The 21522-nt window shown below is 49.0% G+C and carries 18 protein-coding genes, 1 other RNA gene and 1 pseudogene; 5 read left to right on the top strand and 15 right to left on the bottom strand.

Annotated elements, in window-relative coordinates:
• Nucleotides 1-454: 454 nt before the first annotated feature.
• Nucleotides 455-1132: a tRNA (N6-threonylcarbamoyladenosine(37)-N6)-methyltransferase TrmO gene (gene tsaA / locus CUS_RS14010; RefSeq protein WP_002851865.1), complete on the bottom strand. Its 678-nt coding sequence runs from the start codon at nt 1130-1132 to the stop codon at nt 455-457.
• Between the two features lie 1588 nt (nt 1133-2720).
• On the opposite strand from tsaA, the gene CUS_RS14000 reads away from it, so the two are divergent.
• Both CUS_RS14000 and CUS_RS13995 read left to right on the top strand, forming a co-directional pair.
• Nucleotides 2721-3482, top strand: coding sequence for an AlkZ-related protein (locus tag CUS_RS14000; RefSeq protein ID WP_002851878.1), 762 nt, complete (start codon nt 2721-2723; stop codon nt 3480-3482).
• Nucleotides 3483-3799: 317 nt separating this feature from the next.
• Nucleotides 3800-5305 (top strand): C40 family peptidase, encoded by a 1506-nt coding sequence (locus tag CUS_RS13995; RefSeq protein WP_002851884.1) that lies wholly within the window; start codon nt 3800-3802, stop codon nt 5303-5305.
• A gap of 523 nt (nt 5306-5828) precedes the next feature.
• On the opposite strand, the gene CUS_RS13990 is transcribed toward CUS_RS13995, so the two are convergent.
• Nucleotides 5829-6140: a hypothetical protein gene (locus CUS_RS13990; protein ID WP_002851853.1), complete on the bottom strand. Its 312-nt coding sequence runs from the start codon at nt 6138-6140 to the stop codon at nt 5829-5831.
• Between the two features lie 447 nt (nt 6141-6587).
• Nucleotides 6588-7535 carry a SpoIID/LytB domain-containing protein gene (locus CUS_RS13985; protein WP_002851841.1) on the bottom strand — a complete coding sequence of 316 codons (948 nt, stop codon included), beginning with the start codon at nt 7533-7535 and terminating at the stop codon, nt 6588-6590.
• A gap of 388 nt (nt 7536-7923) precedes the next feature.
• Between CUS_RS13985 and CUS_RS13980 the strand changes: the two genes are divergently transcribed.
• Genes CUS_RS13980 through CUS_RS13970 form a run of 3 tightly spaced genes read left to right on the top strand, consistent with a single transcriptional unit; the run spans nt 7924 to nt 9816 of the window.
• A complete protein-coding gene (locus tag CUS_RS13980; protein ID WP_002851845.1) occupies nt 7924-9090 on the top strand; it encodes a CPBP family intramembrane glutamic endopeptidase in 1167 nt (388 codons plus the stop codon).
• Nucleotides 9087-9557, top strand: coding sequence for a tRNA adenosine(34) deaminase TadA (gene tadA / locus CUS_RS13975; protein ID WP_002851862.1), 471 nt, complete (start codon nt 9087-9089; stop codon nt 9555-9557). The genes CUS_RS13980 and tadA overlap by 4 nt, the downstream gene beginning before the upstream one ends.
• Complete coding sequence (locus tag CUS_RS13970; protein ID WP_002851886.1) at nt 9550-9816, top strand: DUF1294 domain-containing protein; 267 nt, start codon at nt 9550-9552, stop codon at nt 9814-9816. The genes tadA and CUS_RS13970 overlap by 8 nt, the downstream gene beginning before the upstream one ends.
• Nucleotides 9817-9854: 38 nt before the next feature.
• Here the strand turns inward: CUS_RS13970 and recR are convergent, their stop codons facing one another.
• The 12 genes and pseudogenes from recR to CUS_RS13920 form a co-directional block, all read right to left on the bottom strand.
• Complete coding sequence (recR, locus tag CUS_RS13965; RefSeq protein WP_002851864.1) at nt 9855-10457, bottom strand: recombination mediator RecR; 603 nt, start codon at nt 10455-10457, stop codon at nt 9855-9857.
• A 3-nt stretch (nt 10458-10460) separates the two neighbouring features.
• Nucleotides 10461-10811: a YbaB/EbfC family nucleoid-associated protein gene (locus tag CUS_RS13960; protein ID WP_002851846.1), complete on the bottom strand. Its 351-nt coding sequence runs from the start codon at nt 10809-10811 to the stop codon at nt 10461-10463.
• Between the two features lie 12 nt (nt 10812-10823).
• Nucleotides 10824-12428 (bottom strand): DNA polymerase III subunit gamma/tau, encoded by a 1605-nt coding sequence (dnaX, locus tag CUS_RS13955; RefSeq protein WP_002851873.1) that lies wholly within the window; start codon nt 12426-12428, stop codon nt 10824-10826.
• A gap of 37 nt (nt 12429-12465) precedes the next feature.
• An RNA gene (ffs, locus tag CUS_RS19340) (signal recognition particle sRNA small type) lies at nt 12466-12565 on the bottom strand.
• A 346-nt stretch (nt 12566-12911) separates the two neighbouring features.
• Nucleotides 12912-14288 carry a S1C family serine protease gene (locus CUS_RS13950; protein ID WP_002851830.1) on the bottom strand — a complete coding sequence of 459 codons (1377 nt, stop codon included), beginning with the start codon at nt 14286-14288 and terminating at the stop codon, nt 12912-12914.
• A gap of 214 nt (nt 14289-14502) precedes the next feature.
• Nucleotides 14503-14991 carry an amidase domain-containing protein gene (locus tag CUS_RS13945; protein ID WP_002851855.1) on the bottom strand — a complete coding sequence of 163 codons (489 nt, stop codon included), beginning with the start codon at nt 14989-14991 and terminating at the stop codon, nt 14503-14505.
• A 439-nt stretch (nt 14992-15430) separates the two neighbouring features.
• A complete protein-coding gene (locus CUS_RS13940) occupies nt 15431-16555 on the bottom strand; it encodes a germination protein GerC (protein WP_002851851.1) in 1125 nt (374 codons plus the stop codon).
• 15 nt (nt 16556-16570) lie between these two features.
• The gene (locus tag CUS_RS18800; RefSeq protein WP_050792243.1) at nt 16571-17662 is read right to left on the bottom strand and encodes a GerAB/ArcD/ProY family transporter; all 1092 of its coding nucleotides are present in this window, start codon (nt 17660-17662) and stop codon (nt 16571-16573) included.
• Nucleotides 17663-17703: 41 nt separating this feature from the next.
• Nucleotides 17704-19170: a spore germination protein gene (locus CUS_RS13935; protein WP_002851850.1), complete on the bottom strand. Its 1467-nt coding sequence runs from the start codon at nt 19168-19170 to the stop codon at nt 17704-17706.
• 106 nt (nt 19171-19276) lie between these two features.
• Nucleotides 19277-20707: an NAD(P)(+) transhydrogenase (Re/Si-specific) subunit beta gene (locus CUS_RS13930; RefSeq protein WP_002851882.1), complete on the bottom strand. Its 1431-nt coding sequence runs from the start codon at nt 20705-20707 to the stop codon at nt 19277-19279.
• The gene (locus CUS_RS13925; protein ID WP_002851833.1) at nt 20704-21012 is read right to left on the bottom strand and encodes an NAD(P) transhydrogenase subunit alpha; all 309 of its coding nucleotides are present in this window, start codon (nt 21010-21012) and stop codon (nt 20704-20706) included. Before CUS_RS13925 ends, CUS_RS13930 begins: the two co-directional genes overlap by 4 nt.
• 59 nt (nt 21013-21071) lie before the next feature.
• Nucleotides 21072-21522: pseudogene (locus CUS_RS13920) on the bottom strand (NAD(P)(+) transhydrogenase (Re/Si-specific) subunit alpha); the annotation flags it as partial.

Here is a 21522-nt window from a genome sequence, read left to right as displayed (position 1 = left end):
GATAAGTTCTGATACCGAAAAAGCCCGAAGTGCTTTGAAAGATAACGATATAAAAGTTTTGCCCCTGAGTGCTTTGATACACTCAGGGGCATTGTATTTTATTGATATTAAATCAGGTCGGAAGTTATATCGACAGTGTAGTGCATTATCTTCCGAGTCACACAGGCTGTCGTCAGCTTCAAGACTGAGTTCAGGGATATTTTTTATTAGAAAGTCATCTGCATCTGCCTCGATGCCGAGTTCTTTTTCGATATATGACTATCCCTTTAGCATACCAGCTGAAAATGCTGTAAACAAAAGGATAATTGAGCACCATACGCCAACCACCTTAAGTTCTGTAAAACCGCCGTTTTTGTGGTGTGTCAGCGGGATAATCACGTTTTGATATTCAATATACTGCATACGCAGGCGAAAAAGTGTAATTTTATCATTCTTTTTCCTCCGTGTACTGCGTTCAGATCATTTGATATTCTATTTCGGTGACATGCAGGGTGTTGTCCTCAACGCGGAAACGGACTTCCAGCCCCGCAAAACCGAAACCATATATGCGGGACGGGTCGTGCTGATAAGCGGGGCGGGGGTCCTGTGCAAGCAGTGCTTTGAGGGCGGCGTGCTTATCAGTCGGGACTTTTGCCAGCAGTTCGGCAGGAAAGTCAACTTTAAGGGAGTAGCCTGCTTTTTCAGCCGCAAAGCCGCCTGTTGCATCGGGCTTGCAGTCAGCCAGCGGGAGGTAAGGTTTTATATCAAAGATCGGAGTGCCGTCCATCAGATCGGCACCGCCGACACGCAGAACAGTGCCGTTATCGGGGGTCTTTTCAACGCCCAGAAGTTTAACGCAGGAAAGCCCGATGGGATTGGGGCGGAACGGCGACCGCGTGGCAAAAACGCCCATGCGCTTATTGCCGCCCAGTCTTGGGGGACGGACTGTGGGTGACCATGTGGTGCGCTTTGCCTCTGAAAATTCCCATATCAGCCAGAGGTGAGAAAAGCCCTCGATGCCGCGCAGTGCTTCGGGGTCGCGGTAGGCAGGCTCAAAGACTATCAGCCCTTCCAGTTCTTCCACCAGACCGCTTTGGCGCGGCAGACCGAATTTTGTGGGAAGATCGGTATGTATCTTTGCAATCATCTTCATATATTGACCTCCGTGAGTAAACTAAATTTTGTTATGGGATAAGAATATTTAAATGCGCTGTGATGATTTCTTCCGCCTGCGCAGGCGTGGTAAAAAACACTTTTGAGTGTTATTGTGATATGAAGCGCCGTTCATGTCAGATGTCGGAACGGTCGGGAAGTGCCCGTACAGGGTCTTGCGCTTTTAAACTTCGTCATTACACCGCGTTTCGGCGTCTGCCCCTCTTATGCGCTGTGGCGTGGGCAGAGGCGGTGGGGTGCGAGAGTTCTTCGTCTAACATGTCGGGTGCGTTTTCAAGCTGCTGCGGGGAATACAGGAGTGTTCCTGCCGATAGTCGTACCGTAGTTCCGATAGGGGCGGCGAACAGCGTTCATACTCTCCTGCTAACAGCGAAAAACAGTCAAAAGTTGTACGTTTTTGTACAACTTTTAATAAAATATGTCTTAAATAAATCAAAAATCATATTGCTGCACAAGCCGATGTTTGCATTTTTGTTCTTTCTGCACATGAAATGGAAGTGGGATCATGAATTGCGGCTGTAAAGCTGACAGATCACATCGAGCGGCTTTTATACTGCGGGTGAAAGATGGTGTAAACACGTTTTTTCTTTGATATACAGGCGTTTTTGGGGGAGAACGTAATAAATTACGTGGTTATACGGCTGACACAACATAAAAACAGCGGTTTTACGAAAACTAAATTGGTTGGCGTATATCTTTTTTTACCGTATTTTCAGCCGTTGTGCTAAAGGGATGGTCATAAAATTATAACACATCGGCAGATCACAAAATCATTTTTATGCACAAGCCGATGTCTGCATTTTTGTTCTTTCTGCACATGAAGTGGAAGTGGGATCATGAATTGCGACTGTAAAGTTAACAGATCACATCGAGCGGCTTTTAAACTGCGGGCGAAAGATGGTGTCAACACGTTTTTTTCTTTGATATACAGGCGTTTTTGGGGGAGAACGTAATAAATTACGTGGTTATCCGCTGACACACCGTAAAAACAGCGGTTTTACGAAAACTAAATTGGTTGGCGTATATCTTTTTTACCGTATTTTCAGCCGTTGTGCTAAAGGGATAGTCATAAAATTATAGCACATCGGCAAATTCCAAAAATCATTTTTATGCACAAGCCGATGTCTGCATTTTTGTTCTTTCTGCACATGAAATGGAAGTGGGTTCATGAATTGCGGCTGTAAAGTTAACAGATTACATCGAGCGGCTTTTATACTGCGGGCGAAAGATGGTGTAAACACGTTTTTTCTTTGATATACAGGCGTTTTTGGGGGAGAAAGACAGTCTCGACCATTGTTGATTTACGCTGAAAGGCTGTTTAGTACAGTGTACAAGCGTAATGACCATAGTAGATTATAACACATAACATCTCAAAAGTAAAGCGGGGAGAATTAAGAATTCCCAATTTTGATGTGTATTGCTGATGATACAAAATGGCTGTTCTTGTGTATTGTTCCCCCGCCTTCGGCGGGGGAACAATACACAACCAAATTGGGATATTAAGAAAAAAGTGATGAAAGCGGGGGCGGCGTGTGGTATAATAGGCAGAAAGAAAGGTGATGTGAGGTATGGAAACTATCAACGGCGAATGGATAATGCGCGGGTTGAGATGGGACGACCCGAAGAGGATATGCTCCTGTGGTGAACTGACCGCATTGATAAAGGAGATCGGTTTTCTGCCGCTGTTTTCGGGGGAAGTGGAGGGCTTTTCGGCTGAGGAGCATGTTTCTCCGAAATACTGGTGGTCGGGCAGTCGTGAACATGACCCGTGGAAATGGCGTGAGATGATCGCGGGGGAACATGAAGTGGCTTACGGCAAATTTTTCGGGGGAAGAGCGGGATTCATCAGTGCGGAATGGCTTCCGTATTTTGCCAATTACAGGCGCGGCGGCTACGACTTTGATGCGCGGTATGAAGATGGTCTGGCAAATCACCGTGAAAAGCTGATAATGGACAGGCTGGTTGACCGCGATGAGGACGGCGAAGCTGTCTTTGATAACAAGGATATACTTTCCACCGAGCTGAAAAAGCTGTGCGGCTTCGGCAAGGGCGGCGAGAAGAATTTTCCCGGCATAACTGCGGGGCTGATGATGCAGACTTATCTTGTCACGGCAGAGTTTCGCAGACGCAGAAACAAGAAAGGCGGCGAGTACGGCATGGCGGTGTCGGTACTGACTCCGCCCGAAGCGATATGGGGATATGAGCATGTGACTTCGGCTTACGGTGAAAGCCCCGAAACTTCGTGGGAGAGGATATTTGAGCGGGTGCGCAGTTTGTTCCCGCAGGCGGGTGACAGTGAGATCATATCGGTGATAGGGAAGAAACCGTGAACTGATGGACGCGGGGAAAAGTCTGCCGAAAGCAGTTGTAAACGGACGAAAAGGCACTTCCGCAAAATTTCATGCAGTTATCACAATGTAAGTGAAATGTAATTATTTCGGCGTTTTGTAACCGCGAAAAATCGGGGAAAACAGGGTGTTCAGAAAATATTAACTTGACAAACGGCGGCATTTTCGGTATAATTAGTTAAAAGGGTTACAGCAAGGTTACAGTGCCCTTTTGCAATAAACGATGACATCTAGGATACAGATAATAGGCAGGCGGCTTGGAGCATGTCGTTAACGCCTGCGGAAAGGAAGTTCCGAAAATGATACATGGAAAATCGACCGTCAAGAGGGCTGCGGCTCTGTGCCTGACACTGGCGCTGACCGTAGGCATACTGGGCGGCATGGGCGGCGCAGATGCAGCGTTCAGCGGTGCGGCTGACCGTCAGCCCGATACATATGAGAGCGAACTGGAAAGCCTTAAGGCACAGCAGAAAGCGCTCGACAAGAAGATAGAAGAGGCTCAGGCTGAGATAGACAAGCAGAAAGACGATATTGAAGCACAGAAAGCTAAATATACGGCAGTAAAGGCTAAGATAGACAACGTTGAAGACCAGCTGATGAAAAATGAGGACGCGATGGTCGAGCTGGACAGCCGTCTGCGTGAGGCGAGGGCTGAACTTGAAGTCAAGAATGAGGAGATAGAGCAGCTGCGCGATGAGTTCATGGGCAGACTTAAGTCTATGTATCTGGCTGGCGGCACAACTTCTTATGAGAATGTGCTGATAAATTCGGCAGATTTTTATGATGTGCTGATGCGTCTTGAACTGGTCAAGCGTGTGGCTGAACATGATAATGATGCTCTGGACGAGTTGATGGAGAAAAAACGTGCCATCGAAGCTGTTCAGGCGGAGATAGAGGAAAGTGCGGCAAAGCTGAAAGAGCAGACTTCGCAGTATTCGGCAATGAGGGACGAACTTAATGCTGAGAAGCAGGAACTCGCCAAAATAATCGAGGACGCTGACGGCAAGCTGGATACGCTGGCGCTGGACAAGGCGGCGCTGGAACTGAGGGCTTCACAGCTGGAGGAACAGCAGAAGACCACTACTACTTCACGGACAACAGCGGAAGACGGGAAAGCGCCCGAAAGCGGTTCGGAAGAGAAGAAGAACGTCACTGAGAGGGCTAAGACCACCACAGCAGTTTCGGAGGTTCCTGCAAAGACTGAGTCGGGCAAGAAGACGACCACCACAACTGAAAAGCCTGCGGAAACAAGAAAGACTGCTACGACCACCGAACAGGTCACTGAACCTGTTACCGAAACGACCACTGAGAGGGTCACGGAAACTGAGGCACCTATAGTGACTGAGCCGCCTGTTACCGAAACAGAGCCGCCTGTCAGCATGACAGAACCTTATGTTGAACCTGAGCCTGAGCCTACACCTGTTGATGATTCGCGGCAGGCTAAGATAGACATTGTCATGGATTATGCAAGGAGCAACGTGGGCGGTGCTTACGTATGGGCAGGTTCAAGTTTCAGGGCTACCGACTGTTCAGGTCTGGTAATGCTGAGTTATGCGCAGATAGGCATAAATTTGCCGCATCTGGCATCTTCACAGGCAGGTTACGGCACTGCTGTAAGCTATGATGAATTGCAGGAGGGCGATCTGGTATTTTTCGGGTCGGGGTATGATATCTATCATGTTGCTATCTACAACGGCAACGGAAGGATAGTTCATGCTGCGAACAGCAATGACGGCATCATCTTCTCGGATCTGGCAAGTTTTGCGCAGTACAATCCGATATACTGCATGAGAAGGATAATATAGTACAAAAAACGGCTCTTTGAGAGAGGATATAAAAGTTCTGCCCCCGAGTGTTTACGGCACTTGGGGGCTGTTTTGTTTTTTGGGGAGAATGCGGGGAAGGAGTATGGTGGTATGAATTTCTCGGATATACTGCATGAGAAGGATAATATAGTACAAAAAAACGGCTCTTTTTGAGAAGATATAAAAGTTTAGCCCCTGAGTGTTTACGGCACTTGGGGGCTGTTTTGTTTTTGGGGGAGATTGCGGGGAAGGAGTATGGTGGTATGAATTTCTCGGATATACTGCATGAGAAGGATAATATAGTACAAAAAAACGGCTCCTTTAGAGAAGATATAAAAGTTTAGCCCCTGAGTGTTTACGGCACTTGGGGGCTGTTTTGTTTTTTGGGGAGATTGCGGGGAAGGAGTATGGTGGTATGAATTTCTCGGATATACTGCATGAAAAGGATAATATAGTACAAAAAAACGGCTCTTTTAGAGAATATATAAAAGTTTAGCCCCTGAGTGTTTACGGCACTTGGGGGCTATTTGGGTATGAGCTGATATAGGGCATACAGTGCTGCACCTGAAAGGAGCGGGAGAAACTGACAGAGCAAAGTATCTTTCATGCGGAACTTACAGATAAATTTGAAAATAAGATTTGGAATAAGCAAAAATAAAACACACATAGTAAATATAAATAAGCCAAATCCGCAGCTGCGTTCGGGATCCTCTTTATCAAAAATAAGCGCCAGGCTCAGTGTTAAGAAGGAAACTGAGAAAGCACCCTCGATAATATCGAATAAAATGACCGATCTGCGCATAACTTCTTTTGATACAAACTTATCAGTTTTCATATTGACTCCTTTGGTGGAAGATAGTGTCGTGTTACTGATAATTATAGCACAGTATATCTTTGCTGTCAATTTAAAATATGACTATCCCTTTAGCACACCATCCAAAAATACCTTTATAACAAGGAAATACTGAGTTGATGTTATCTTTCCCCCGCCGCAGGCGGGGGAAAGATAAACGCCAACTATATTCAGTTCCCAATATAACATCGTTTATTTTGGTGTGTCAGCGGGATAACCATAATTTAAAAAGCCATAGTACTTTCTGAACTGTATCGGAAATACTATGGCTTATGTATCAGCACTGCTTTTTGATTTATGACTATCCCTTTAGTACACCAACTAAAAATGCGGTAAACAAAAGGATAATTGAGCGCCATACGCCAAGAACCTTAAGTTCTGTATAGCCGCTGTTTTTGTGGTGTGTCAGCGGGATAACCACATTTTGATTTATTGCAGAGTGGTGGTTTTCAGCTTGCAGCCTTTGAAATAGTGGGAGAGAATCTCGCGGTAGCTGCTGCCTGTTTCTGCCATTGAGTTTGCACCGTACTGGCTGAGTCCCACAAGATGACCGAAGCCGCGAGAGGTGAATGTGAACTTGCTGTCGGACATCTCAAAGGTGAAGCAGGGTGATGCTATGCCCAGAGCGGCAGTGAATTGTCGGACATTAGTTTTGCTGCCGCAGAGGGTGACTTCGGTGACATAGCCGCGCTCGTTGGCGGCGGTTTCCAGCCAGCTTTCGGGCTGACCTGTGAGGGTAATGCCGAGCTGTTCGCTGACGGTGCTGCGAAGTTCATCGGCGGAGAGGGTCAGCTTAGTTTCGATGCCGTCAAGTTCGGCATCGGTGGCGCTTTCGACCGCTTGCAGGTAAGGGATATCAACGCCCCATGCGGTAAAGGCGCTCTCGGTGCTGCCCGATGATGCCGAGTGGTAAGCCGCTGTTACGGGTTCGTCCTTGTAGGTGAGTATCTCCGGGGCGGCGCGGACTGCTTTTTCAACGCGGGTGCGGGCTGTGTCATAGCTGTCACTGTAGAAGTCTTCTGCCTGCTGTGGGGTGTAAAAACTCTGGTAGATACGGTCGTCGTCGCTTATCAGCGCACCGTGAAGTGACGGCGTGGGGGAGTCAAGTTCGTCGGCATAGCGGCGCATTATGTAGGTGCGGGCGAGGACTGCCTGTGCTTTCAGTGCTTCTTCGTCGAAGTCTGCGGGGATCTGGGCAAGGACTGCACCTGTCACGTAGTCTGCCAGCGGGTATTCTTCGACTTTGCCTTCTGCCGTAAGGTAAACGCCAACGGTGAAGTCGGCGGGCGCGGCGCGGGCTTTTTTTACAAAGGCAAGGCAGGGTATCAGTGCAAGACACACTGCCAGCACTACCGCACACTGAATGTTTTCTTTCATAGTACAAGCCCCCTTTGATATAATTATATGCACATGTTCGGTGCATTATACCTGTGAAATAATCGTTAAAAACGCCGAAAAGGTAGTGACAAACGGGGCGGAGTGTGTTATAATATAAAATATGAATATCCCTTTAGCACACCAGCTGAAAATGCTGTAAACAAAAGGATAATTGAGCGCCCCATATCTTTCCCCCGCCTGTGGCGGGGGAAAGATATACGCCAACCACCTTAAGTTCGTAAAAACGCCGTTTTTGTGGTGTGTCAGCGGGATAACCACAATATAAAATATATAGGCAGAAATTGCTTTTAAAAAATGTTACGGATATCCCGATAACATATCGCTGATGGGGCGGGGGATAGCAGTAAAAACAATCGGAGGTGAACCGATGTCGTCAAAAAAAGATAAGGAATTTGTGCGCAATGTCGCGAGAGAGCGCACATATCAGAACCAGAACGAGGAGTATGAAGAAGCATACTTCAAGTGGAGAAGTGATGAGAGCAATCAGTATTCGTTCAACTATGTACATGATTCACGCGAACATTCGTACATGGCGGGGCGCGGCTACATAAAGCGCGGTGCTGACACAGCAGAATCCGCAACACTGCACAACTGTCTGAGGCTGTTGGGGGCTGTAATGCTGGTCATGCTGATGTTTGATGTGATAAATTTTCTGATGGCTGTGTACTTTGACCTTGATGTGCCTGCAAATGTGATATACTTTTCTGAGCGCAGCACGCTGGGAGATATGCCGTTTTCGGTCTGCGTGCTGTTCATGGGCGTGAGTGTGGTAAAGTATATCACGGCGATAGTTGTTTACCACATGCGGACTAAACTGCCGCTGAAAGTGGCTCTGCCAAAGGGCAACGCCACTGCAACGGGTTCTTTCAAGTTCAATGCAGTTATCATAATGCTTATGATAATCGTCGTCGGGCGGCTGTCGAACACGCTGCTTTCTCACATTCTGGGGGTCGTCAAGGTAGACAGCATATACATCTACATGTTCAACAGCCGTGATGCAAAGGCGGTACTGCTGTCGCTGGTGTACAACTGCATTTTGCTGCCTGTGCTGTGTGAGATATTCTTTCGCGGACTGGTCTTGCAGAGTTTCAGGCAGTTTGGTGATTCCTTTGCGGTGGTGGTGGCTGCGGTGGCATGCGGGCTGAGTTTTTACGACCTTTCTTATATGGGCTATGCGATGCTCTGCTCGGTGGTCATCGGCATGTTCACGGTGCGTTCCGGTTCGATAGTAACTGCGATACTGATGCACTCGGTTTCAACTACGGTGAACTATCTGCTGGTATTTGTGGGCATAATTAGTTCTGCAACGGGGCGGATACTGACGATAGCTGTGTATATGGTCATATGCGCGGGTGCGCTGGTGGTTTATTCAAGGCTGAACAGCAGAAAGGGCTGGAGTTTCAATATTGAGCGCAACGAATCGGAACTGCCTTTTGCCAAAAAGGTTGAGTTGATGCTGTCATCGAACACGGTGGCGATGTGGTTCGTATGCGCGGTCGTAATGACTATAGTTTCCATGAGGTTCCTGACATGACGCGGGACGAGATGTACATGCGCAAGGCGCTTGAACTGGCGGCACTTGCCGCTGAGGAGGACGAAGTCCCTGTGGGGGCGGTGGTGGTCAAAAAAAGTACGGGCGAGATAGTCGGCAGGGGGTTCAACCGCCGCGAATACGGTCGTTCGCCGCTGACCCACGCGGAGATAGTCGCCATTGAGCAGGCGAGCAGGAAGCTGGGCGGCTGGCGGCTGATAGACTGCGAACTTTTTGTGACCTTAGAGCCATGTCCCATGTGTGCGGGGGCGGTGATAAACTCGCGGGTCGAGAGGGTGGTCTTTGGTGCATATGACAAGAAGGCGGGTTCCTGCGGGTCGGTGGTAGACCTGTTTGGTCTGCCGTACAATCACAAGCCCGAATGTGTGGGCGGCGTACTTGAAGAGGAATGTGCGGCGGCGCTGTCGGTTTTTTTCAGGGGGCTGAGAGTGAGGAAGAAGAATGGATAAAGTGCTTTTATGCGTTTACGGTGCAGTGAACCTTGCGGTATTCATAATGTACGGCATCGACAAGGGCAAGGCGAAGGGCGGCAGGTGGCGCATATCCGAAAGGACGCTTGTGCTGTCGGCGGTATTGGGCATAGTCGGCGGGCTGATGGGTATGGTGGTATTTCATCACAAGACCCGAAAGCCAAAGTTTTCGGTGGGGCTGCCTATTATCTTTTTTGCTGAGGCTGCGGCATTTGTTTATTTGAAATTCTTCTTATAGCAAAAAGAAACTCCGTGAGAATGACTCACGGAGTTTTGTTATATTTCGTTTCTGTTTTCAAGCGCTTTGTACAGCGTTATCTCATCGGCATATTCCAGCTGACCGCCTATCGGCAGACCAAAGGCGAGCCTTGTGACCTTAACGCCCAGCGGTTTGAGCAGCTTTGAGATGTAATAAGCTGTAGCATCACCGTCAACTGTGGGGTTTGTCGCCATGATTATCTCATCGATGCCGCCTGCATTTATACGTGCAAGCAGTTCCTTTATCTTCAAATCATCGGGCGAAATGCCGTTAAGCGGTGATATAAGACCATGCAGCACATGGTAAACTCCCTTATATTCATTGGTGCGCTCGATGGCGGTGATATCCTGCGGGCTTTGCACCACGCACACAAGGCTGTGGTCGCGCCTGTTGTCATCACATATCGGACAGACGTGTCTGTCGGTATAATTCTGACAATATTTGCACAAGTGTACAGTCTTATGGACATTCATCACAGCATCAGCGAGAGCCTTTGCTTCATCGGCGTTCATCTCCATCACATGATAGGCGATGCGCTGAGCCGATTTCATGCCTATACCGGGAAGTTTCGCGAACTGCTCGGTAAGCAGCACCAGCGGGAGAGGGTTGCTTTCAGCCATAGATCAGAACAGACCGGGGAAGGAAACGCCGCCTGTCAGCTTCTGCATCTCAGCATCGCTGACCTCATCAAGATTATCAACAGCAGCGTTGAATGCAGCCTTGATAAGATCCTGCAGATCCTCGATCTCTTCGGGGTTAACTATCTCGGGAGCCAGCTTCAGGTCGAGAACGTTTCTCTTGCCGTTGATGGTAACTTCAACGACACCGCCGCCTGCTGTACCATTGAACTCTCTCTGCTCCAGATCAGCCTGAAGTGCAGTGATCTGGTCCTGCATCTTCTGAGCCTGCTTGAGCATCTGATTCATATTGTTTGAGGGACCTTTGCCCATACCGTTAGGAACTCTTGCTTTCATTTTAATAACTCCTTAATTTTTATTTTTTATATCGACTTCTATATCAAGTTCTTTTGCTTTTGCCAACAGCTTGTTGATAGGATTTTCCGTATCTTCAGGCGAAACATTCTTGGCAGATTTAGCCTTGATATTGAAGCTCTGTCCGTAATTTTCACGCAGAACATCAGCTATCAGCGCCGAAACGTTCAGCTTTTTGAACTGCTGGAAGAAAAAGTCATTATCGACTATGATGAACACTGTACTGCCGCACATGAAAGCCTTTGACTTTTTCAGAAAACCGCTTATCGCAGGATTTCTGCGGCTTATCTCAGTCACAAGCCCTTCCCAGTTCTGTATAGGTGTGATCTGCGAGGGATCCATCTTCTTGAAATCGGGGTCGGGTTCCGGCTTGGGCGGTGGAGCATCTGCGGGTCTGTCAGCCTGCACAGTGACGCCATTTCTGACAGCATCTTCAAGTCTTGCAAGCCGCTTGACCAATTCCTGATCGGGCATACCGCCTGACTGTTTCGGGACAGCCTGTACAGCGTTTGTGCCGTAGCTGCCTGTACACAGTCTAATGATGCACATTTCAAGTTCTATCCTTTTTGAGGTGCTTCTTGCGAACCTCTCAGAACTTTCCTGCAAAAGGGAGATGCAGCCCAGTATCTCTTCCAGCGACATCTTTTTTGCTATGCCCTCTATCCTCACCATTTCTTCGGGAAGGCATGTGATAAGGTCTTTGCCGTTGTCGATCGTGGCTGCCAGCATGACGTTGCGCATCTGTTCCAGCAATTCGCCCGCAAGCACTTTAAGGTCTTTGGACATGGCGTGAAGTTCGCTTATTTTTTTCAGTGCTTCGACCGCATTTTTATCTGCGATGCTTTCGAGTATATCGAACAGGTAATCGCGCCCTGCGATGCCTGAGGCGTTTGACACAGTATCCAGTGTAATATCATCTGAGAAAGCCACGCACTGGTCGAGCAATGACAGGGCATCACGCATGCCGCCGTCAGACAGCCTTGCGATAAGCTCAGCAGCGTCCTCATGCAGTGTGAAACCCTCCTGCCCTGCGATATAGCTGAGCCTTGCCACGATATCTTCTGTTTTTATACGGTTGAAGTCAAAGTGCTGGCACCTTGAAACGATAGTCGCGGGGACTTTCTGTATCTCGGTGGTCGCAAGAATGAATTTTACATGCGGCGGGGGTTCTTCCATAGTTTTCAGCAGAGCGTTGAATGCGCCTACCGAAAGCATATGCACCTCGTCGATGATATATATTTTATATTTGCACATCTCAGGCGTGAACATCACGCCTTCGCGCAGTTCTCTGATATCGTTGACACTGGCGTTTGAAGCCGCGTCTATCTCGATGATATCGCCCAGCGAGCCGTTGTCAGCCGCTTTGCATATCTCACATTCACAGCACGGCATACCGTCTTTGCCGTGTTCACAGTTGACTGCTTTGGCGAATATCCTGGCACATGTGGTCTTACCTGTGCCGCGCGAACCTGTGAATAGATAGGCGTGAGCAGTTTTACCTCCGATTATCTGGTTTTTCAGCGTGGTGGTGATGTGAGGCTGAGATACGACGTCGTCAAAGGTCTTGGGACGCCATTTTCTGTATAAAGCCTGATACACCTAACTCACTCCTCAAAAAAAATCGATCCGACATATAGGCATGCAGGCGAAACTGTAACACACGAAACAGACCGCTTAATGCTGCTCGGTTCCCCGCCTGACATGGTTCACAGCGTTTCATTGTACAGGACCCGCACACCCATATCTCGGATCGAACTACCCGGAAATATGATCTCTGATCTCACTTGACCTATCGTCAAGGTACTTTAGTATTATAGCACACTTTTTTCAAAATTGCAAGTGTTTTCACAAATTTTTCTGAAAAAAATATTTATTTTATATGTTGGTACGATAATTTGTACACAAAACAGCACCGCGCTCAAGGGAGGAGAGCGCGGTGCCTAAGGTGAAATATGGTGTATCTTATAGCGATCTGCCTTAAAATTCAGACAAGATCCGGTCACAAAATCCATAGATCCGAGCTTTTGCGACCGGATTTTGTGAATTTAAATAGTTGGATCGCTATAGATGGTGATCTGTCGATTAACGCATGCCGAAGAACTCGAACGGGTCGATGCCCTCAAAGCCCTGACCGCCGCGATAGCTGTACTGCTGTTCGTCCTGTTCGGGCTGTTCTTCCTCTTCTTCTTTTTTGGCAGTGTCCTGCTTTGTCTCGTCAACAGTCAGTTCGATGGTTTTTTCCTCGCCCTGTCTGTAAACTGTCAGTGTGATCTTGTCACCCTTTGATGCCTTTTTGATCTTAGACACAAGGTCGTTTGAAGAAGTTATATCCTCATCGTCTGCTTTGGTGATTATGTCGTTTTCTTTAAGACCCGCTTTTTCGGCAGGGGAGTCCTCGTTGACGACTCTTACGACTGCGCCTTCGGGTATGCCGTAGCTCTTCATATCGGAGCTTACAGTCTCAACGGAAACGCCGATGTAAGGCTTTACCACATAGCCGTTCTCTATAATGCTGGTGACAATATCCTTTACGTTGTTTATCGGGATAGCAAAGCCGATGTTGTCTATTGAAGCCTCAGTGGAGGAATTGCTGGAGTACTTTGCGTTGGTCACGCCGACAACTTCGCCGTACATGTTGAACAGTGCGCCGCCCGAATTGCCTGAGTTTATCGCGCAGTCGGTCTGGATAAGGTTCATCATTACCGAATTTGAGGTGGTTATGGACCTGTCTTTTGCGCTGACAACGCCTGATGTCAGTGTGAAAGTAAGCTCGCCGAGAGGGTTGCCTATGGCAACTACATTATCGCCGACGCTGAGTGCTTCGCTGTCGCCCAGAGTTACGGGAGTAAGACCGCTCGCGTCGATCTTCAGCACTGCGATGTCGTTGCTCTCATCACTGCCTACTATCTCGGCATCATACTGAGTGTTGTCATACAAGGTGACTTTTACGGAGTTTGCGCCTTCGATAACGTGATGGTTGGTGACTATGTAGCCGTCATCGGTGATTATGAAGCCTGAGCCGCTTGCCGCCGCAGTGGTCTTATAGCCGAAGTAGTTGGTGGTTATCTCGGTGGTGATGCCGACTGTGGAGTTGACGTTATTCTGATAGACCTGTGAGGCTGTCAGCTGAGTGCCGTTCGTTTTGACCGTCTGCATCGCAACAGCTTTTCCGCTGTCATCAGCTGTTTTTATGACTGCTGTGCCATTGGTCTTGGTGGCTGATGCAGTGCCGCTGTTATTGCCGAAAGCTCTCAGTGCCGCGAATGTTCCGCCTGTACCCAGTGCGCCGCCCAGCAGGCTGAAGCTGATGGCGAGTGCGGCAAGTCTGAGCTTGGAACTTTTTGCTTTGACGGGTTGTGCAGGCTGTGCGTTCAGTGCATTGTTTACGGGGTACGGGGTCTGCTCAAATCCATTATTTCTGTTATCCTGATCGAAGTTATTGTAATTCATGGTGTTCATAAGACATTCTCCTTTATTATATAGTTATCAGCGGTTCGCACCGCTCTTTGTTTTCTATGCTTCTAATTATATTGGCTAAACTTTAAAACTAATTTAAGCTGTAATGAAAACAAGATGAAAGACTTTGAAAGATATTTTCACATAACTGTCAATTTCTTTCTTACTGTGAAAGTCTTGTGAAAGAAGTGTCAATCAACGATGAAAAAAGGCGTTTTCAGGTGTATCTGCGGGCGCTGTCGATGCGCAGGCACCTTAATTGTGTGAAAGAATAATCACTTAGTTTTGCGCCGAATACGTTGCGCGAATGGGCGGCGACAAGCACTTCGCCCGACTGCCTGCCGATGACAAGAAGTGTGTGGTAAAAGCGCTGAGAGTTCCCAAGCTGTACCACATCGCCTGTGCGGAGTTCACGACTGCTGATAAGTCTGCCAAAAGGACCTGCGCCCGTGTTAGTGAGGATGAAGCGGGCGAAGTATTCAACACCTGTCCATGCGGCGGCGCGGTCGTTCAGTGAAATGTAGTACCAGCCAATGTCGGGGGTGAAATTCATCACCGCGCCTGCGGCAAAGATGCACTGTGAGATGAAGTTGGTGCAGTCGCCGCCGATGGGGTCGAAATCGTAGTAGGCGGGGTTTCTGCCGAAAGCCCAGCGGCGGGCGTAGCTGACAGCTGAGGTCGGGTCGAGAGGGTATTCGGTAAGCATGGAGTCCTCCTTATATATGACTGTACCTTTAGCACACCAACTAAAAATGCGGTAAAAATGGTATACGCCAACAACCTTATAGCAATCCAACTTTTTAAATTCACAAAATCCAGTCGCAAAAGCTGGGATTTATGGGTTTTGTGACTGGATTTTGTCTGAATTTTAAGGCGGATTGCTATAGGTTCTTTAAAACCGCTGTTTTTGGCGGTGTGTCAGCGGGATGACCTATTATATTCGCGGCAGAAAAAAACTGTGCAAAGCAATACCCCGCGCCGTAAAAACAGACGCGGGGCTTTGCCTTTTAAGGAAGTTTAGAAAAAATATATGAAGAAAAAATATGAAGTCTTGCTTAACTGAATATATTGTAACTGTGCAATGTGACAGATGCGTGATGAAAAGAGAAAGATTTAGAAAAATTGCTTTTTGTCAAATATCGACATCAGTCAACCTTGACAAGAACATCTGTATGCACGCTTACGGCGGCGAGAAGGGTATCTGTATTATCGGCGTTTTTTAGCCATAATTCGGGGAATTTATGCTTTATGAGTTGGCTGATGCCGAAGATATCTTCGCCGCGTGACAGCATTTCGGTTTGAAGTCGGTCGCATTCATTTCTAAATCGGGCGGAGATGGCTTGTGCGAGAGCATCGCTTTCACGGCTGTCCAGCTGACGGTCGGGGCGGGCGGTGAGAGTGATGCGGTTTGTCAGGAGAAGTCTGCCGTTATTCAGGTCGATAGTGCGGTGGGCGGAGATATCTTCAAGCGACGAAGTTACGCTGAAATTGCCGATCTTGCTGACAACACAGGCTTTATCAGCCTTGCCGCAAAGCATTGCTGCGGCGGTCGCCTGCTGACGGTCGAGCACATCGCTGCTTTCTGTGACGGCAGTGCCTTTCAGCTTTATCGATCGGCTGACCTCTGTTCCGCTGTCGCCGCTGTCTTCTTTTTGTTTACTGCTGTTTTGTTTTTCTTCGCTCAATGCTGTCAGCATGGGCATGGCGGCGTGACCATCGGAGGTCAGCAGTGTTATGAGGTCGCAGCTGACAGTTTCAGTGTACTCGCCGCTTAGTTTAAGCACGCCGCTGAGTGCTTCGGAAGAGATCTCCTCCTCGCTGAGGCGTATCTCCATCAGTTCTGAGGCGGTATTTTCAGCCATGCAGAGTTCGGCGGCGGGGGATATGTTCTTGTCGCCCAGCGCAAAAGCGAAAAGTGCGTATGGGTCGGCAAGGCTGACATCTCTGCCGATGCAGATAAGCTGTAAATGTCCAAAAAACAACTCTTTGCCTGTGCTGCTGCGGGCAGCGGAAATGGCTTCACCGACTGTTCTGCCCTCGCTGACCGCCACTGTAATGTTTGGTTTGGTGCTGTCAACTGCGGTGTCAGCGCCGCCGCCTGTGGGCTGGAATATCTGCATGGTGACTTTATAGCCGTGTTCGGCGGTGTCGATGCCGATGGCGTGTACAAGTCCGCGCCTGTCGATGCTGATGCTCCTGCCGAATGAAGAGCACATTATGCAGGCGAGGACGGCTGTCGGTATCAATAAAATGTGTTTTCCGCTCTGCATCATATCACCTCTTTATTATACGGAATTTTGTACAGATGGGTCGGACGGGGCATCGGCTGAACGAGTATCAGTTCTCAATAATATCAGCGGGAGTATAAAGGTCAGTACAATTATCGGGACTATACTGCGTTCGCTGCAAATGATTGACTCCCATTTATATATAAGGAGCAGTGGGAGCGCGGCTGCGGCGGGAAGGATACCTGCCGACATGACGGAAGCAAAATGGGTCGATTTCGGGAAAAGCCGTCTGATGCAGATGGCTGCACAGTGCAGAAGATTTGCCAGTTTGACAAGTCCTGTAAAGATCCATGCCAGCAGGAATAATGCGTCACAGCGTTCGGTGATGAGATTTTCGGAAGTCGCGGCGAGGGTGAAGACGGGCAGCGGGGTATTGAGAGAAAGGCTGCCGAGTACAGCGGTCACAAGAGCAAATATAGTACAAATTATCGTACCTTTTGCTATCAGGAAGCGCCTTGCCGTCACTGCTGCATCGCCGTTTGTATGGGCGGCATAGAAGGAAAAGATCACAAGGCATTCGCATCTGCCCGTATCGGCAAGGGCGGCGTGGAAGATAGCTTTTCCGACATGGGGAATGGCAAGGTCAAAGCGGGTGACATCAATGCGTTCTGCCGAACCTGCGGCGACTGTCAGCAGCATAAGACAGGTCAGAATAATGGACAGCTGGGCAAGTCTGCCGATGACGGGGGAGTCGAGTCGGGCGGCGTATAGCGCGGTGAGCAGGCAGCAGGCGACTGTCAGTGCGCGGGGCATGTTCACAGAGAAAAAGTAGTCGGTAAAATATGCCATGCTGCCGATATCGAGGAAAGCGTCATAGAGAAAAAACAGCAGAAAAGCCGCTGTTACAGCTTTTTCAAGGGGGCTGCTGATATTATGTGACGCTGAGAGCGGGTCAGTATGGGTCTTCTTCACAAGGCGCACAACGGGGAAGATCAGTAAACCCTGAACAGCGGTCGAGAGGAGTATGCCGATGATGCTTGCAAAGCCGCTTTCTGTTGAGCGCGGGAAAAAAGTGAGCACCGCAAAGATCCTTGCAGACAGCAGCATGCAGATAAGCGCGGCGGAGGAAAGTCGGGATTGGTTATTCATATTTTGAGTCCGTAAAAAAGTACATGAGGTCGAAACACGGGTCAGTCGTCTGAGATCGTGGTGTGGGTGTATTGAAGGTCGTGAAAGTCGGCGCGGGTGAAAAGATCCCGCAAAGCATGGGCTTTCAGCGGTGAAATGGGAGATGTGTAGGGCGTGCCGCAGAGGTCTGCCGAAGCGATGTTTACAGCCAGAAGACAAGTGGCAAGTGCCAGCCCGTAGATCCCGCCAAGACCGCCCGCAAGTATAAAAATTATGCGAAGCACCGAAATTGCAGGGTAAAGCGACGGCAGTACGAATGATGCTGTGGCGGTGATGCCCACGACTATCAGCAGAGGTTGGGAAACTATGCCGCTTTTGACAGCCGCATCTCCGATTATCAGTCCGCCTACGATGGACACTGCACCGCCAACTGCTTTTGGCAGGCGGACACCTGCTTCTCGCATGATCTCAAAAAGCACCATAAGAAGCGCCATTTCGACCACAAGCGGGTAGGGGGTGGCTTCTTCGGAAGCGGCAAGATTCAGCAGCAATTTGAGCGGGAAGACCTCAGGGTGAAAGGTCACAAGGGCTGCGTAAAGTCCGGGAAGCATCACTGCCAGCAGAAATGCGAGGTATTTGATAAGGCGAGAAAATGCTGTAAAATAGGGCTTTTCACAGTAGTCGTCCATTGTGCGGAAGTTATCAGCGAAAACAGTCGGAAGTATCATGCAGCCGGGTGAACCATCGGTCATGACCAGAATTTTACCCTCGTTCAGCGCGGCACATGCGACATCGGGGCGTTCGGTGACCATGACGGCTGAGAATATCGATGAAGAGTAGCTGTGATCCAAAAAGGTCATCAGATAGCCTGAATTAAGAATAGTGTCCAGTTTGATGGACCTCAATTTTTGCGATGTGATATCAACTGATTCGGGCTTGCATCTGCCCTCGATATAGGCGAGGGAAACATCGGTCCGCGATAGTTTGCCGACCTGCATCAGCTGAAATCTCAGTGCGGGAGTCTTGAGTCTGCGGCGAACGAGCGACATATTCACGCGAAGGGCTTCGTTGAAACTGTCGCGCGAACCGCCGACCGTCTGTTCGGTTTCGGGCAGTGATACGGAACGTTTTTCAAATCCCTGAATTCCGAAGCAAACGGCATCGCTGCAGCCATCGGTCAGAATGACTGCAAAACCCGAATAAAGCAATTCCAGAACGGTCTTGGCATCGGAAGTGAGCTGCCTGTCTGCTGACATTATACTGCCTTTGGTGAGAAAATTTTTGACCTCTTCGGAGGTGCGCGGAACGGCGGCGAACTCGTTGAGCGGCTGGAAAATAAGTTCAGCCATAAGCTGTATCGAAGCCATGCCTTCTACTGACAGGACAGTACAGGAGGTCTTGCCGAAAGACAGGCTAATATTGTTGAGATCTGCGGTGTTTCCCGATGCGGCGGTCAATAATCGGACTGCATCTGAAAGGCGCGTCGGTATGGTCAGATTGCTGATGTTATCAAAATAAGGTGCGTTCATATTACGTGATTCCTTTCGTGATATCAGTATGTGCATCGCAGTCGGGAATATTCAAAAAAGCACAAAAAAAGAGGACAGCGAACTGTCCTCTTAAAAGTACTTCTTGTTAATCCTCAAACTCGCTTACCAGCTGAGTGACTGTTTGTTTAGCGTCACCGTAGATCATGACGGTGTTGTCGTTGGTGAACAGCGGGTTCTCGACACCTGAGAAACCTGTGCCCTTGCCGCGCTTAAGCACGAAGACTGTGCGGGCTTCAAATGCGTTGATTATGGGCATTCCGTAGAGTGGGCTGGACTCGTCGTTTATTGCTGACGGGTTAACGACATCGTTTGCGCCGATGACGATTGCGACATCGGTGTTGGACATCTGCGGGTTCATTTCGTCAGCGGTTTTCAGCTGTTCGTAGGGAACGTTCGCTTCAGCGAGAAGCACGTTCATGTGACCGGGCATACGACCTGCAACAGGGTGTATCGCGAAGCTGACTTCCGCGCCGTTGGCTTCCAGCTTATCGCAGAGTTCCTTGACTGCGTGCTGTGCCTGCGCGACAGCCATGCCGTAGCCGGGTATGAAAACAACGCTGCTTGCGGCTTCCAGAATGAGATATGCGTCCTCAACAGACATGGATTTGGGCTCTTTCTGCTCACCTGCTGTACCCTTTTTGGTACTGCCGAAGCTGCCGAAAAGCAGGTTGTAGAGTGTGCGGTTCATCGCCTTACACATTATTAACGTGAGTATCAGACCCGAAGTTCCGACCAGACAACCCGAAACGACCAGCACGCTGTTGCTGATGGAAAGTCCTGCAAACGCCGCTGCTAAGCCTGAAAATGCGTTCAGCAGGGAGATGATAACGGGCATATCGCCGCCGCCAATGGCAACTACCATAGTCAGGCCGAGTACAAGATATGCGCATGTAACGATGATAACGCCGATCTTTCCGATGTCAGCGCCCACAACTCCCGCGATGCTGAGAGCGTAGATGACAACGCCGACAAGTCCCACAAAAGCCAGCAGACCATTTATTGCGTTTTTCGCGGGGATAGTCACGTTTTTCTTGAACATTTTGCCGCTGAGCTTGCCCCATGCAACTATTGAACCTGTGAAAGCTATCGCGCCGATAGCGATGGTCAGACCGAGCGCGATTGACGAGAATATATTTATATTCTTGTCGGTCATGTACTGGGTCAGAGCGACCAGCAGGCTGGAAAGTCCGCCGAAGCCGTTGAACAGTGCGACCAGCTGGGGCATGCCCGTCATCTCGACTTTCTTTGACCACACAGCACCGATAATGCCGCCGAGCGCTATCGCCGCTATCGTCCAGATATAGGCATTCTGCGCGGGTCCAAAGCTGATGGTGGAGGTGACTTCCTTCTCGAAAAGCACCGTCACAACTGCTATCAGCATACCGACAGATGACAGCAGATTTCCCTTTCTCGCGGTGTCAGCCTTGCCCAGCAGCTTGATGCCCCTGATGAAAAGCACCGACGAGATCATGTATAATATTGTTGTACAGATCGTGCGAATATTGTCGAAGGTCACTTCTTGTCATCTCCCTTCTTCTTGAACATGCCCAGCATTCTGTCGGTGACCATATAACCTCCGATAACGTTTATGGTCGCAAGAACGATGGCTGCGAAACCGCAAATATTGCTTAACATTCCATCGGTGTGGAGCGCCACAGCGGTCGCTGAGATAGCGCCGACTATGGTTATGCCCGATATAGCGTTTGTGCCCGACATAAGGGGCGTATGAAGCTGCGAGGGGACTTTCGAGATAAGCTCGACACCCAGAAAACCAGCGATGACAAACACGAAAACGAGCAGCAGAATTTCTCCTATCGCCATTTTACTTTACCTCCTCTATGATTTTGCGAAAACGTTTAAGATATAACACATCGCAATAATTATTGATCCTTGAAGCGTTCGTGGATTATCTTTCCGCCCTGTGTGAGAAGGCAGCCGCGCATTATTTCGTCGTTAAGGTCAACTAACAGCTCCTTGCTCTCCTTGTCATAAAAATGGGTCAGAAAGGCTGTGAAATTTCCCGAAAGCATTTTCGATGCGTCATATGGGACTTGTCTTTCGAGCATGTCACCGCACATGATGGTCACGCCGTTTTCGGTGACAACGTCCTCGAAAAGTTTGCTGCCTTCAACGTTTCCGCCCGTAGATACTGCCATATCGACCACTACCGCGCCTTTTTTCATACGGTCAAGGACGTCCTTGCCGATGAGGCGGGGAGCCTTTCTTCCGAAAACCTTTGCGGTGGTGATAACGATGTCGGAACGCTCGCAGACTTTCGCCTGAGCCTCCTGCTGTTTGGCGATCTGTTCGGGGGTAAGTTCTTTTGCGTAT

It is taken from the genome of Hominimerdicola alba 8 (assembly GCF_000178155.2).
In the GTDB taxonomy this organism is placed as follows: Bacteria; Bacillota; Clostridia; order Oscillospirales; family Ruminococcaceae; genus Hominimerdicola; species Hominimerdicola alba_C.
This window is presented reverse-complemented; position numbering and strand designations above follow the sequence as displayed.

Bases quoted from the DNA above. Each gene is read 5' to 3' on its own strand.
- tsaA (WP_002851865.1), bottom strand. From the start codon at position 1,132: ATGAAGATGATTGCAAAGATACATACCGATCTTCCCACAAAATTCGGT.
- CUS_RS14000 (WP_002851878.1), top strand. From the start codon at position 2,721: ATGGAAACTATCAACGGCGAATGGATAATGCGCGGGTTGAGATGGGAC.
- CUS_RS13995 (WP_002851884.1), top strand. From the start codon at position 3,800: ATGATACATGGAAAATCGACCGTCAAGAGGGCTGCGGCTCTGTGCCTG.
- CUS_RS13990 (WP_002851853.1), bottom strand. From the start codon at position 6,140: ATGAAAACTGATAAGTTTGTATCAAAAGAAGTTATGCGCAGATCGGTC.
- CUS_RS13985 (WP_002851841.1), bottom strand. From the start codon at position 7,535: ATGAAAGAAAACATTCAGTGTGCGGTAGTGCTGGCAGTGTGTCTTGCA.
- CUS_RS13980 (WP_002851845.1), top strand. From the start codon at position 7,924: ATGTCGTCAAAAAAAGATAAGGAATTTGTGCGCAATGTCGCGAGAGAG.
- tadA (WP_002851862.1), top strand. From the start codon at position 9,087: ATGACGCGGGACGAGATGTACATGCGCAAGGCGCTTGAACTGGCGGCA.
- CUS_RS13970 (WP_002851886.1), top strand. From the start codon at position 9,550: ATGGATAAAGTGCTTTTATGCGTTTACGGTGCAGTGAACCTTGCGGTA.
- recR (WP_002851864.1), bottom strand. From the start codon at position 10,457: ATGGCTGAAAGCAACCCTCTCCCGCTGGTGCTGCTTACCGAGCAGTTC.
- CUS_RS13960 (WP_002851846.1), bottom strand. From the start codon at position 10,811: ATGAAAGCAAGAGTTCCTAACGGTATGGGCAAAGGTCCCTCAAACAAT.
- CUS_RS13950 (WP_002851830.1), bottom strand. From the start codon at position 14,288: ATGAACACCATGAATTACAATAACTTCGATCAGGATAACAGAAATAAT.
- CUS_RS13945 (WP_002851855.1), bottom strand. From the start codon at position 14,991: ATGCTTACCGAATACCCTCTCGACCCGACCTCAGCTGTCAGCTACGCC.
- CUS_RS13940 (WP_002851851.1), bottom strand. From the start codon at position 16,555: ATGCAGAGCGGAAAACACATTTTATTGATACCGACAGCCGTCCTCGCC.
- CUS_RS18800 (WP_050792243.1), bottom strand. From the start codon at position 17,662: ATGAATAACCAATCCCGACTTTCCTCCGCCGCGCTTATCTGCATGCTG.
- CUS_RS13935 (WP_002851850.1), bottom strand. From the start codon at position 19,170: ATGAACGCACCTTATTTTGATAACATCAGCAATCTGACCATACCGACG.
- CUS_RS13925 (WP_002851833.1), bottom strand. From the start codon at position 21,012: ATGGCGATAGGAGAAATTCTGCTGCTCGTTTTCGTGTTTGTCATCGCT.